The organism is Massilia litorea (genome assembly GCF_015101885.1).
Taxonomy (GTDB): Bacteria; Pseudomonadota; Gammaproteobacteria; order Burkholderiales; family Burkholderiaceae_D; genus Telluria; species Telluria litorea.
This window is the reverse complement of record NZ_CP062941.1, coordinates 5,064,051-5,076,811: the sequence shown is the minus strand read 5'-3', so window position 1 is coordinate 5,076,811 and position 12,761 is coordinate 5,064,051. Positions and strand designations below refer to the sequence as shown.

Sequence of the window (12,761 nt, the reverse complement as noted above, 5' to 3'; positions counted from 1 at the left end):
TCAACGACGGTCGTGTAAGGAAGGGTGGGCTCTCGAGCCCACGCGTTTTACCGAATGCGATTCGATCCGTTTGGCCGGAGCCAATCAAGAAGAACACACAGGCCACGCTGGTCCGGCATCACGCCAGGCTGCCGTGGCCTGTTTTACATCCAAATCTGAGGAGATATCGTGAGCTACCAAGCCCCGATCAAAGACATGCTGTTCGTCCTGAACGAACTGGCGAACCTGCAGCAGGTGAGCCAGCTGCCAGGCTGCGAAGATGCGACCGTCGACACCGTCGAAGCGGTGCTGGAAGAGAATGCGAAGTTCTGCGGCGAAGTCGTCGCCCCGCTGAATCATCCGAGCGACAAGGAGCCGAGCTTCTGGCACGACGGCCAGGTCACGACCTCCGCCGGCTTCAAGGTCGCCTTCCAGGCCTTCGGCGAATCCGGCTGGCAGGGCGTGCAGCACCCGCAGGAATTCGGCGGCCAGGGCTTGCCGAAGCTCGTCGCCACCCCCTGCACCGAGATGCTGAACGCCGCCTCGATTTCGTTCGCACTGGTCGCGCTGCTCACCGACGGCGCCATCGAAGCGCTGCTGACGGCAGGCTCAGACGAACAGAAAGCGCTGTACCTCGAGCCGCTCATCACCGGCAAATGGACCGGCACCATGAACCTGACCGAGCCGCAAGCCGGTTCGGACCTGGCCGCCGTGCGCACGCGCGCCGTGCCGCAGGGCGACGGCACCTATAAAATCTTCGGCACCAAGATCTTCATCACCTATGGTGAGCACGACATGGCCGAGAACATCATCCACCTGGTGCTGGCGCGCACGCCGGACGCGCCGCCGGGCGTGAAGGGGATCTCGCTGTTCATCGTGCCGAAGTTCCTGATCAACGAAGACGGCACCCCGGGCGCGCGCAACGACGCGCACTGCGTTTCGATCGAACATAAACTCGGCATCAAGGCCAGCCCGACCGCCGTGCTGCAGTTCGGCGACAACGGCGGCGCCATCGGCACCCTGGTCGGCGAAGAAAACCGCGGCCTGGAATACATGTTCATCATGATGAACGCGGCCCGCTTCGGCGTCGGCATGCAGGGCATCGGCCTGGCCGAGCGCGCCTACCAGCAGGCCGTCGCCTTCGCCAAGGACCGCATCCAGTCGCGCGACCTGGCCGGGTCAAGCGGTCCCGTCGCCATCATCAACCACCCGGACGTGCGCCGCATGCTGATGTCGATGCGCGCCCAGACCGAGGCTGCACGTGCGCTGGCCTATGTCGGCGCCGGCATCTCGGACATCGCCCACTACCACGCCGATGAAGCGACCCGCAAAGCCAATCTCGCGGTGTACGAATACCTGGTCCCGGTCATCAAGGGCTGGTCGACCGAGATGAGCGAGAACGTCGCGCGCGACGGCGTGCAGGTGCATGGCGGCATGGGCTTCATCGAAGAGACCGGCGCGGCGCAGCACTACCGCGACGCCAAGATCCTGACCATCTACGAAGGCACGACCGCGATCCAGGCGAACGACCTGGTCGGCCGCAAGACCGTGCGCGACGGCGGCGCGGTGGCGAAATCGATCATCGCCCAGGTGCGCGCGACCGAGGCGGCGCTGGCGGAAGTGCAGGGCGCCGATTTTGCTGCCATACGCGCGCAGCTGGCGCTTGGCTCGGCGGCGCTGGAAGAAGTCGTCGACTTCGTCGTGGCGAACGTGAAGTCTGACATCAAGGGCGTGTTCGCGGGTTCCGTGCTGTACCTGAAGCTGGCCGGCATCGTTCTCGGCGGCTGGCAAATGGCGCGCGCGGCCCTGGTCGCGCAGCAGAAACTCGATGCAGGGCAGGGCGATGCATCCTTCCTGCGCGCAAAAATCGCCACCGCGCGCTTCTTCGCCGATCACATCCTGTCCGGTGCAGGCGGCCTGCGCTCGGCCATCGTCGACGGCAGCGCCGGCGTGCTGGCGCTGGACATCGAGCAGTTCTGAGCCTGACGGTTTCCGTTCGACGAAGCGGCCTGCGGGCCGCTTTTTTCATGGCGGCCCGTTCAGCCGTAGGCGCCGCCGGTGTACATCAGGTCGAACAGGCGCGAAATCGTGGCGATCAGCACCGTCACGCCGATGAACAGGGTGGCTACCAGCAGCACGGCGAGGATCCAGTTCGAGTTCGAACGGGTGTTTGCTGCGGCATTGAAGTGCGCGTCCCACTTCTCGTCGGGCGTGAGGCCGATGACGAGCGCTTCGATACAGGCGGCGATGGCGGAGATCAGGAGCGGCAGCAGCGCGTAGAAGGGATTGCTCCCGTTCGCCTGGCTGAAGATGAGCCCTGCAATCGGCAGGCTGCTGATGTGCAGCAGGCCGAGGCGATCGACGCCGCCATGCAGGTAGAAGCGATGCGCCCCCAGCGTGCCGAGGGAAAGCGCCAGCGCGGTGGCGAGCGTCTTGTTCTTGTGTGCCATGCGAAGCCGGTTGAATGAACGGATGTGTTACACGAATGGCAGAGTATCGTTGATAAACGTGACAAAAGCATCATAATTTATGTAAATGCCATGTATCAACTTGTTGCTGGCGTTGACCGAGCCGGGCAGGCAGGTGGCGGCCGGGCGAAAAATAGCGGATAATGCCCGATTCGGCCGGGATTGCGCGCTCGTTGTCCGCTCTTGCCATTATCGCTTGCTGCTCTTTGGCATTGCGCGCTATAATCGTCGGCTTTCTCCGTCCAGTACAACTTTTTGGAATTATTATGGTCGTTATCCGTTTGGCACGTGGCGGCGCAAAAAAGCGCCCGTTCTTCAACATCGTTGCAACCGATTCGCGTAACCGTCGCGATGGCCGTTTCATCGAGCGCATCGGTTTCTACAACCCGATGGCCTCGGGCGCCGAAGTGGGCCTGCGTATCACCGCTGACCGTCTGGCCTACTGGCAAGGCGTTGGCGCACAACTGTCGCCAACCGTCGCTCGCCTGGTCGCTCAGCAGACCCCAGTCGCAGCTGCCTAAAGCAAGGTTCCAGGTTTGACCGATTCAGCTGCAAGCGGGGTGCAAGCCCCTGACGACCTGACCCAGGTCGGGTATGTGGCCGGTGCCTATGGCATCGCCGGCGCCATCCGCGTCACGCCGTTCTCGACGGATGCCGATGCGCTGATGAATGTGAAAACCTGGTGGCTCGACAAACCGGGCCTGCGTTCCGTGACCGTGCGGACCGCGAAGATGCATGGCGGCGACGTCGTCGCCACCCTCGTCGGGATGGCGGGCCGCGATGCGGCGGAGGCGCTGAAGGGCGCCGCCGTGCAGGTATCGCGGGCTGAATTTCCCGCGCTTGAGGAAGACGAGTATTACTGGTCCGACCTGATCGGCATGGATGTCGTGAACCTGCAGGGCGAAGCCCTCGGCAAGGTCATCGACATGATGAGCAACGGTCCGCAGTCGATTCTGCGTATCGAGCCCGTGCCGGAGCAGGACAGCAAGGAAAAGGCGCCCGAGCGCCTCGTTCCGTTTGTGGACCAGTTCGTCAAGCATGTCGAACTCAAGGCAAACAAGATTACTTTGGACTGGGGTCTGGATTATTAACCCGGTCTTGTCGAGACGAGGTCCCGATGCAATTTGACGTCGTGAGCTTGTTTCCCGAGATGTTTACCGCGTTGACGCAGTCGGGCGTGACCCGCCGCGCCTTCGAGCAGGAACGCTGGGGCCTGACCTTGTGGAATCCACGCGATTTCACGACGGACCGCCACCGCACCGTGGATGACCGCCCGTATGGCGGCGGCCCCGGAATGGTGATGCTGGCCAGGCCGCTCGAGGCGACGATCAATGCGGCCAAGGCGCGCCAGGTCGAACAAGGCTTGCCGCCGCCGCGCGTGGTGTTCATGTCGCCGCAGGGCAAACCGCTGACGCACGAACGCGTCATGGCGCTGAAGGACGAGCCGGGCCTGGTCGTCCTCTGCGGCCGCTACGAAGCGGTCGACCAGCGCCTGCTGGACCGCATGGTCGACGAGGAAATTTCGCTCGGCGACTTCGTGCTCTCCGGCGGCGAATTGCCGGCGATGGCCCTGATGGATGCAGTGGTGCGGCTCTTGCCCGGTGTACTGGGCGATGATGCCTCGGCGGTCGAAGACAGTTTCGTCAACGGCCTGCTCGATTCGCCGCACTATACCCGCCCCGATGTCTATGAGGGCGTACCGGTACCGCCGGTCCTGATGGGCGGGAACCACGCAGAGATTACGAAATGGCGCCGCCAGCGCATGCTGGAAGCGACCATGAAGAAACGGCCGGAACTGTTGGACAAGGCGCGCGCAGCGGGCCAGCTGACAAATGCCGACGAAAAGTTTTTGACCTCGCTCCGTCCTGCGGAGTAAGGTCGGAAAATGCACCAGTTGGTGCGAGACATGCGGGCATGTTGCTCGTATGTTCAACCCCATCCTCTACTGGGCGAGACAAGCAGTCTCAATGCGCGCCAGCAAGATGGTTTATGGAGTCATAAGAAATGAATCTGATTCAGCAACTCGAGCAGGAAGAAATCGCGCGCCTCGGCCGCGCCATTCCTGATTTCGCACCTGGCGACACCGTGATCGTCAACGTCAACGTCGTCGAAGGCACCCGCAAGCGCGCCCAGGCATACGAAGGCGTCGTCATCTCGCGTCGTAACCGCGGCCTGAACTCGAACTTCATCGTTCGCAAGATCTCGTCGGGTGAAGGTGTCGAGCGTACGTTCCAGCTGTACTCGCCGCTGATCGCTTCGATCGAAGTGAAACGCCGCGGTGATGTCCGTCGCGCCAAGCTGTACTATCTGCGTGAGCGTTCGGGCAAGTCGGCACGTATCAAAGAAAAGCTGCCACAGCGCAAAGTCGCAACCGCCCCAGCCGCTCAGTAATCGCGTCTGTGGAATGGAAAAAGGCATCCCCCGGGATGCCTTTTTCTTTATCCGCTCATTGTAGTGACCAGGAGAAATGCTTTTGGCTAAGATTCATCTGGATCCAACCCAACTGCCGGTCGACGCCATTGCCGGCGAGCCCGCCATCGACCCCGCATTGCTGACGGTAGAAAACCTGCGCGCCCGCTTCGCCCGCTCGCGCCTGGCCTGGGAGCCGGAAACGCCGGACGAGTCCTGGATGTCGCCGGGCTTCAAGCTGCGCCGCGCCGCCGTGCTGGTGCCGCTGGTGATGCGTCCCGAGGGCCTGACGGTGCTGCTCACCCTGCGCACCGACCACCTGAGCAGCCATGCCGGCCAGATCGCCTTTCCCGGCGGCCGCGCCGAGGAACTCGATTCCTCGCCGATCGAAACCGCGCTGCGCGAGTCGGAAGAGGAAATCGGACTGCACCGCCGTCATATCTCCATCGTCGGCGTCCTGCCCGACTACGTCACCGGCAGCGCCTACCGCGTCGCGCCCGTGGTCGCCCTCGTGAAACCGCCGTTCGAGCTGAGGGCCGATCCGAACGAGGTGGCCGAAATCTTCGAGGTGCCGCTCGCCTTCCTGATGAACGGCATGCACCACCAGCGCCTCTCCTTCGAGCTGCCGGGCGGGGAGGGCAAGCGCCATTTCTATGCCATGCCGTATGAACGTTTCTTCATCTGGGGGGCAACGGCCGGCATGCTGCGCAATCTGTTCCATTACTTGCGAGCTTAATAATACTTACAAGTCCCGATTTGATTATGGCCGGCACCTGCGCTATCGTAGCGGGCAGCGTGGTATTGCCATAACAAAAGAAGGACTTGCATGACATTTTTTTCCATTCTGTGCGCACTGATCATCGAGCAACTGAAGCCGCTGCGCGCAGATAACCAGGTCTATGGCGGCATCAAGGGCCTGGCGATGCGTATCGAAGGCTGGTTCAATGCCGGCGAACCGAAGAACGGCCGCATGGGCTGGTTCCTGATGATGGCAGTGCTGGTCGTGCCGGTCGCGCTCGTCTACTGGGTGCTGCAATACTTCGGCCTTGTCTTCCTGGCCTTTGCCTGGAATGTCGCCATCGTCTACCTGACGCTCGGTTTCCGCCACTACAGCCATTATTTCACCTCGATCCAGCTGGCCCTGAACAGCGGCGACGAAACCACGGCGCGCGTGCTGCTGGCCGAATGGGCGCGCATCGACACGGTGGGCATGGACGCCACCGAGATCGCGCGCATCGCCGTCGAAAAATCGCTCATCACCACCCACCGCAGCGTGTTCGGGGTGTTCTTCTGGTTCCTCATGCCGGCCGGGCCCGCGTGCGCCGTGCTGTACCGTGTTTCCGAATACCTGGCGCGCGCCTGGAACGAACCCGAGCACATGCGCAACGAAGCCTTCGGCCAGTTCGCGGCACGCGCCTTTTACTGGATCGACTGGATTCCGGTGCGCCTGACGGCGATCGCCTTTGCCGTGGTCGGCAATTTCGAGGATGCGATCTACGCCTGGCGCAATTTCGCCAATCGCTGGGCCGACGAGTCGCGCGGCATCATCCTGGCCGCCGGCGGCGGCGCGATGGGCGTGCGCCTGGGTACCCCGAACGAGAACGCACCGCAACTGCTGCCGGTCGACGCCGCCCTGGTCGACCTGAGCGAGGCCGACACCGAAGTGCTGCCCGGCGAAGAACCGAGCCTGCGCGCACTGCAAAGCACGGTAGGACTTGTGTGGCGCGCCCTGATACTATGGATGATTCTCCTGCTCCTGCTCTCCAGTATGGTGTGGCTCGGCTGATGTGAGGGGGCCTCGATAAACCTACTGCGCGTCGGATTGTCGGTCTGCGGTGCTCGCTGTACGCTTGTACAGCTCCGCTCCTCGACCAACACTCCTTCCGCTCGCTACGGTTTCTCGAGGCCCCGTTGAGCAGCGTAAACGCAACTGAGAGCGCAAATCAAGGTGGTGGTTTTGGTGCTGCCCGAAAGTTGTCGAGACAAGCTTCGTCCTCAAGTCTTCTATAAGATATAATACTGGCTCTCCTCCACGCAGCATTCTTGTATCAGCAAGCAGCACTATGGCCGAGTTACCGCATACCGGGACCGAAGGCGCCGTCGGCGAATTCTTCATCCTGGGCCTCACAAGCAATGGCAAGCAGTTCCGCCCCAGCGACTGGGCGGAGCGCCTGTGCGGGGTCATGTCCTGTTTTCGTCCCGAAGGCAGCGGCGGGCGCCACGCCCACCTCCAGTTTTCGCCCTACGTCCATCCGACCGTGGTCAACGGCGTGAAGGCCGTGGTCGTCAACAACGCGCTCAAGAAAGCCGAACCACTGGCCTTCCACTTTGTTGTCAACTTTGCTAAAGACAACGACCTGCAAGTTGTGGATGCCTGCTTCGTCGAGCTGCCGGGCGACAAGAAGCTTTAAGTTCCCCAAAGCGTTTGAGCTAAATCAAGCGCCTTTCAAATTTCCGCATTAGTTTGAGGTTCGTAGGGGTCATTGAGGCCAATGGCCTCAATGACGGGTTCACTGGGCACTCCGTGCCCACGCGGAACGCTGCATCGTGCTGGCGCAAGCCTGAGGATCAGCAGGGAGAATTACCATGAACATCAGCGACATCTGCACCGTCCAGACCATCAGCTGCACGCGCGACGAAACCGTGCAGGGCGCCGCGCTCCTGATGCGCAAGCACCACGTGGGCGACCTGATCGTCGTCGACGGCGCCAACGGTGAAGCCATTCCCGCCGGCATCGTCACCGACCGCGACATCGTCGTCTCCATCGTCGCGCTCGGGCTCGATCCGGAAAGCCTGCTGGTCGGCGACATCATGAGCGACGACCTGCTGACCTGCCGCGAAGACGACGACGTCTACCAGACCATCGAGCACATGCGCGTACGGGGCATCCGCCGGGTGCCGGTGGTGAACCGCAAGGGCGGCCTCGCCGGCATCGTCAGCGCCGACGACCTGCTCGAATTCCTGGCAGAGGAAATGGGAGACCTGTCGCGCATCAGCGGCAGTCAGCAAGCCCATGAGAAACGCGCCCGGCATTAATAGCCCACGCTTTCCGTTGTAGACACCCGCGCACCGAACTAGTGCGCGGCGGCATCATCGAAACCGACCATCTGTTACCATCGCCGTTGGCGCGCCGCGGTAGCCGGCGCACGAACCTGACGGGATGACATGAATTCGACGCTGTACCGCCGCGGCTTGCCCGCGCACCTGATCGCGGGCGCCTTTGCCTTCCTCGCCGCCGGCTCGGCGCTCAGCGCGCCGAAAGCGCCACTTCCAAGCGGCGTCACGCTCGGCCCTTCCGTGGAGGGCATTACCGAATACCGCCTCCCCAACGGCCTGAAAGTGCTGCTGTTCCCGGACACCTCGCGTCCCACCGTCACCGTCAACGTCACCTATCTGGTCGGCTCGCGCCACGAGAATTACGGCGAGACCGGCATGGCCCACCTGCTCGAGCACCTGCTGTTCAAGGGCGCGAAGAAGAATCCCGACATCACGCGCCAGTTTGCCGATCGCGGCATGGACTTCAACGGCACCACCTCGCTCGACCGCACGAATTACTATGAGGTGTTCCAGGCCTCGCAGGCCAACCTCGACTGGGCGCTGCAGATGGAAGCGGACCGCATGACCGGTTCCTTCATCGCGCAGAAGGACCTCGATTCGGAGATGACGGTAGTGCGCAACGAGTTCGAGAGCGGCGAGAATTCGCCCTCCGGCGTCCTCATGAAGCGCATGCAGAGCATCGCCTACGACTGGCACAGCTACGGCCGCTCGACGATCGGCAACCGCAGCGATATCGAGAATGTCAGGATCGGCAACCTGCAGGCCTTCTATCGCATGTACTACCAGCCCGACAACGCCGTGCTGCTGGTGGCCGGCAAGTTCGACACGAATGCCACGCTGGCGAAGATCGCGCGCCTGTTCGGCACGATCCCGAAACCGAAGCGCACGCTCCCCGCGTTCTGGACGGTCGAGCCGACCCAGGACGGCGAGCGCAGTTTCGCCGTGCGGCGCCAGGGCGATGTCCAGATCGTCATGCTGGGCTACAAGGTGCCGTCCAGCCTGCATGACGACAGCGACGTGATGGCCTTCGCCTCGGCCATCCTGGGCGACGTGCCGACCGGACGGCTGCACAAACAGCTGGTCGAAACGGGTAAGGCGAGCCAGGTGTTCAGCTTCGGCGAGACGGGCTATGCGCCGGGCCTGCAGTATGTCGGCGCGGTCGTCAAGAAGGGCGAACCGGTCGAGCCCGTGCGCGCGGCCCTGACCGAGGCGGTGGAGAGCTTCGGCGACAAGCCGCCGACGAACGACGAGATGGCGCGTATCCGCCGCATGTACGAAAACGAGATGGAGCGCAGCCTGAACGATCCGCAGCGGGTCGGCGTGGCGCTGTCGGAGACCATCGCGCTCGGCGACTGGCGCCTGTTCTTCACCGGCCGCGAGCGCATCAAGACGATCACGGCGGCCGAGGTGGCGGCCGTGGCGAAGCGCTATTTCAAGCGCGACAACCGCGTGACCGGCACCTTCCTCCCCGAGGATGCGCCGCAGCGCGCCGTGATCCCGCCGGCGCCGAGCGTCGAGAGCATCCTGAAGGAGTTCAAGCCGCAGGCCTCGACGCGGGTGTCGGAAGACTTCGAGCCGACCCAGGACAACATCCTGAAACGCACCCAGTTGGTAACGAAAGGCGGCGTCAAGCTGGCGCTGCTGCCGAAGAAGAACCGCGGCGAGGCCGTCACGGTCGACCTGCGCCAGCACATCGGCGACGAGAAGAACCTGTTCGGCAAGGGCGCCGTGCCCGAGCTGACCGGCGCCATGCTGATGCGCGGCACCAGCCGCTACACGCGCGAGCAGCTGGCCGACGAATTCGACCGCCTCAGGATTGCCGGCAGCCCGACCCATTTCCAGACCACGCGCGAACACCTGGCCGACGCACTGCGCCTGGTCGCGCACGTGATGAAGGAACCGGCCTTCCCGCAGGCCGAATTCGAGCAGTTGCGGCGCCAGTCGCTGGTCGCCCTCGAGGGCAGCCGCGCCGAACCGCAAGCCGTGGCGGCGCGCGCGCTGTCGCACCATTTCGACCAGTATCCGAAGGGCGACGTGCGCCACGCGAACAGCTTCGACGAAGACCTGGCCGAACTGAACGGTGCGCGCCTGGAAGACCTGCGCGCCTTCCACCGCGAGTTCTACGGCACGGTGCCGGCCGAGATGGCGATCGTCGGCGACTTCGACGCCGCGGCCATCGCGCCGCTGGTGGACGAGCTGTTCGGCGCATGGAAGCCGCAAGCGAACGTGGCGCCGATCCTGCGCCGTCATGCCGACGTCGCGCCTTTGAAAACCACGCTCGACACCCCGGACAAGGAAAACGGGTTTTATACGGCGCGCCTGAACCTCGACCTGAACATCGACGACCCCGACTATCCGGCCCTCACGCTCGCCAATTACATCTTCGGCGAGGGCGGCCTGCGTTCGCGCCTGATGGACCGCATCCGCCAGAAGGACGGCCTGTCGTATGGCGGCGGCTCGCAGCTCGAGGCCGGTGACCTCGACCGGGCAGGCGCCTTCGGCATCAGCGCCATCGCCGCGCCGCAGAACCTGCAACGCCTGGACGCGGCGATCCGCGCCGAACTGGCGCGCGCGGTGAAGGACGGCTTCACCGCCGCCGAGCTGGCCGGCGCCAAATCCGGCCTGATGCAGCAGCGCCAGCAGACCCGCTCCGACGACGGCGCCCTGGCCGCCGGCTGGACCTCCTACCTGTACCGCGACCGCACCTACGAGTGGTCGCGCCAGTTCGAGGCGAAGCTGATGGCCGTCACGCTGCCCCAGCTGAACGCCGCCTTCCGCAAGGCGATCGACCCGTCGAAACTGTCGGTCGTGATGGCCGGCGACCAGGACAAAGCCAAGGCCGGCGCAAAGGCTAACCCCGCTCCCTGAGCCTGCGCCGCTGCACCCATTTGGTGAATCCGCGCCGGGAAGGTAGAATGTTGCCTTTCGGCATCATTTAGCGGTGGGAGTAGTGTCATGAAGGGCAAGAAAGAGCAGGGGCAAGTGCAGGCGGGGATCTCGTTTGCCGGCAAGGTCGTGCTGGTGACGGGCGCCGCCAGCGGCATCGGCCGGGCGGTGGCCCTGGCCTTCGGGCGTGCCGGCGCATCGGTGGTCGTGGCCGATATCGCCATTGACGGCGGCCATTCGACGGCGGCGATGATCGTCGAGAACGGCGGCAAGGCGCTGTTCGTTGCGGCCAACGTGACGCGCGCGCAGGAGGTCGCGGCCCTGGTCGAAAAGACCGTGCACCACTACGGGCGCCTCGACTGCGCGGTCAACAGCGCGGGCCTGTCCGAAGAAGGGACGATCCTGGCCGAGCTTGATGAAGAGGTCTACGACCGCATCATGGACGTCAACGTCAAGGGCGTCTGGCTGTCGATGAAATACCAGCTGCGCCAGATGACGAGCCAGGGCAGCGGCGCGATCGTCAACCTGTCCTCGGCTTTGGGACTGGTCGGGGCGCCGGCCCAGGGCGTCTACGCCGCCAGCAAGCACGCGCTGGCCGGACTCACCAAGAGCGCCGCGCTCGAGCACGCGAAAGAGGGCATCCGCATCAACGCGCTGTGCCCCGGCGCCGTGCGCACGCCGATGCTGGCGCGCGCCATCGGGCGCGAACCGGCCATGGAAAAGAAGCTGCGTGCCGCGCATCCGATGGGACGCTTTGCCGAGCCGGCGGAGATCGCGAACGCGGTGCTGTGGCTGTGTTCCGAGCAGGCCTCGTTCGTGACCGGGCACGAGTTGTCGGTGGATGGCGGGTTCACGGCAATCTGATGTGCAGGCGCCCGTCTTACTTGGGACGCGGTGCCTTCAGTTTCGCCGACTGCGGCACCACGCGTCCCGAACGTAAATCCTGCACCGTCAGCGCCACCGCGCGCGCCACGTTGCGCACTTCTTCCTGCACGTCCGTGTCGCGGTCGAGCACCTCATGGCTCTCGGCATACGATTCGTAATAGCCGATGAAGCGGTCGAGCGTGCCGAAGCTGCCCGCGTCGACCAAACCCATCCAGTTCAGCCAGTCCGTCAGCGAACGGCGCGTGCCTTCGATGCCGGCGACGTCGCCGTGCACGACGACGCCGAAGGCACGGCCGGCCAGGTGCTTCGGATAGTCCCAGCCCGCCAGCTCCATTTCCTTGGCTTTCATCGCATCCTTGCCGTGGGTGGAACTCGGGTCCGGGTTGCCGCCGTCGGCGCACACCAGGCGGTCGATCATGAGTTTCAGCGTGGACGGCGTCTGGTACCAGTAGACCGGCGTCAGGATGATGACGCCGTGGGCGGCGACCCAGCGTTCGTAGATCTCGTTCATCCAGTCGCCGGTCTGGCGCTCGGCGTGGTTCGGGTAGCAGCTGCAGGGCCAGTGGCAGAGCGGCATGGCGGTCGAGGCGCAGCCCTTGCAGGGATGGATGTGGCGGTCGTAGTCGGAGGTCAGGCGTGACAGGTCGAGCAGGTCGGCCTCCATCCCGCATGCGGCCAGCGCGTCGCGCGCGATTTTCGTGAGGCGCCAGGACTTCGACATCTCGCCGGGACAGCTGCCGTCGTTGCGCGCCGAGGCGTTGATCAGGAGGATGCGGCTCGGGGTGTCGGGCTTCTTCTGGTGGATCTCGGCGGCCAGCAGGCGGTCGCGCGCGGCCTTCCATTCGATCGACAGGTCGTAGTCCGGATCGGCGAAGCCGGCGCCGGCCTTGAGCGTACGCGGCGCCTTGCGCTTGTCCTGGTAGGCCTGCCAGGCCACTTCCTCGACCTTCGCCAGTTCGTGCGCGACCGTCTCATAGGCCGGATCGAAAAAGCCGTCGAAGAATTTGCGGCGGAATTCGTCGCGCTCGAGCCGAGCGGGCGCCTGTCCCTTGCGAACCGTCGTCATGGCACGCTCCG

The 12,761-nt window shown here is 64.1% G+C and carries 13 protein-coding genes; 11 read left to right on the top strand and 2 right to left on the bottom strand.

Features of this window, described 5'->3' with window-relative positions; translation table 11 throughout:
* The first annotated feature begins 168 nt into the window (after positions 1 to 168).
* The gene (locus LPB04_RS22800) at positions 169 to 1,959 is read left to right on the top strand and encodes an acyl-CoA dehydrogenase (protein ID WP_193686702.1); all 1,791 of its coding nucleotides are present in this window, start codon (positions 169 to 171) and stop codon (positions 1,957 to 1,959) included.
* A 59-nt stretch (positions 1,960 to 2,018) separates the two neighbouring features.
* Here LPB04_RS22800 and LPB04_RS22795 read toward each other — a convergent pair whose 3' ends face one another.
* Entirely contained in the window at positions 2,019 to 2,429 is a 411-nt protein-coding gene (locus LPB04_RS22795) for an NINE protein (protein WP_193686701.1), read from the bottom strand.
* 284 nt (positions 2,430 to 2,713) lie between these two features.
* On the opposite strand from LPB04_RS22795, the gene rpsP reads away from it, so the two are divergent.
* The 10 genes from rpsP (at position 2,714) to LPB04_RS22745 (ending at position 11,663) form a co-directional block, all read left to right on the top strand.
* Positions 2,714 to 2,968 carry a 30S ribosomal protein S16 gene (gene rpsP, locus LPB04_RS22790; protein WP_192054370.1) on the top strand — a complete coding sequence of 85 codons (255 nt, stop codon included), beginning with the start codon at positions 2,714 to 2,716 and terminating at the stop codon, positions 2,966 to 2,968.
* A 39-nt stretch (positions 2,969 to 3,007) separates the two neighbouring features.
* Entirely contained in the window at positions 3,008 to 3,538 is a 531-nt protein-coding gene (rimM, locus tag LPB04_RS22785) for a ribosome maturation factor RimM (RefSeq protein WP_193686700.1), read from the top strand.
* Between the two features lie 26 nt (positions 3,539 to 3,564).
* Positions 3,565 to 4,323, top strand: a complete 759-nt coding sequence (gene trmD, locus LPB04_RS22780) for a tRNA (guanosine(37)-N1)-methyltransferase TrmD (protein ID WP_193686699.1) — start codon at positions 3,565 to 3,567, stop codon at positions 4,321 to 4,323.
* A 128-nt stretch (positions 4,324 to 4,451) separates the two neighbouring features.
* Positions 4,452 to 4,838 carry a 50S ribosomal protein L19 gene (gene rplS / locus LPB04_RS22775; protein WP_193686698.1) on the top strand — a complete coding sequence of 129 codons (387 nt, stop codon included), beginning with the start codon at positions 4,452 to 4,454 and terminating at the stop codon, positions 4,836 to 4,838.
* Positions 4,839 to 4,914: 76 nt separating this feature from the next.
* Positions 4,915 to 5,592, top strand: a complete 678-nt coding sequence (locus LPB04_RS22770; protein WP_193686697.1) for a CoA pyrophosphatase — start codon at positions 4,915 to 4,917, stop codon at positions 5,590 to 5,592.
* Between the two features lie 90 nt (positions 5,593 to 5,682).
* The gene (locus LPB04_RS22765; protein WP_193686696.1) at positions 5,683 to 6,642 is read left to right on the top strand and encodes a CobD/CbiB family protein; all 960 of its coding nucleotides are present in this window, start codon (positions 5,683 to 5,685) and stop codon (positions 6,640 to 6,642) included.
* Positions 6,643 to 6,919: 277 nt separating this feature from the next.
* A complete protein-coding gene (locus tag LPB04_RS22760) occupies positions 6,920 to 7,267 on the top strand; it encodes a DUF3579 domain-containing protein (protein ID WP_193686695.1) in 348 nt (115 codons plus the stop codon).
* Positions 7,268 to 7,442: 175 nt separating this feature from the next.
* A complete protein-coding gene (locus tag LPB04_RS22755) occupies positions 7,443 to 7,892 on the top strand; it encodes a CBS domain-containing protein (RefSeq protein WP_193686694.1) in 450 nt (149 codons plus the stop codon).
* Between the two features lie 129 nt (positions 7,893 to 8,021).
* Positions 8,022 to 10,781 carry a M16 family metallopeptidase gene (locus LPB04_RS22750; RefSeq protein WP_193686693.1) on the top strand — a complete coding sequence of 920 codons (2,760 nt, stop codon included), beginning with the start codon at positions 8,022 to 8,024 and terminating at the stop codon, positions 10,779 to 10,781.
* 87 nt (positions 10,782 to 10,868) lie between these two features.
* Complete coding sequence (locus tag LPB04_RS22745; protein WP_193686692.1) at positions 10,869 to 11,663, top strand: SDR family oxidoreductase; 795 nt, start codon at positions 10,869 to 10,871, stop codon at positions 11,661 to 11,663.
* A 16-nt stretch (positions 11,664 to 11,679) separates the two neighbouring features.
* Here the strand turns inward: LPB04_RS22745 and LPB04_RS22740 are convergent, their stop codons facing one another.
* Complete coding sequence (locus LPB04_RS22740) at positions 11,680 to 12,750, bottom strand: flavodoxin family protein (RefSeq protein ID WP_193686691.1); 1,071 nt, start codon at positions 12,748 to 12,750, stop codon at positions 11,680 to 11,682.
* Positions 12,751 to 12,761: the final 11 nt, after the last annotated feature.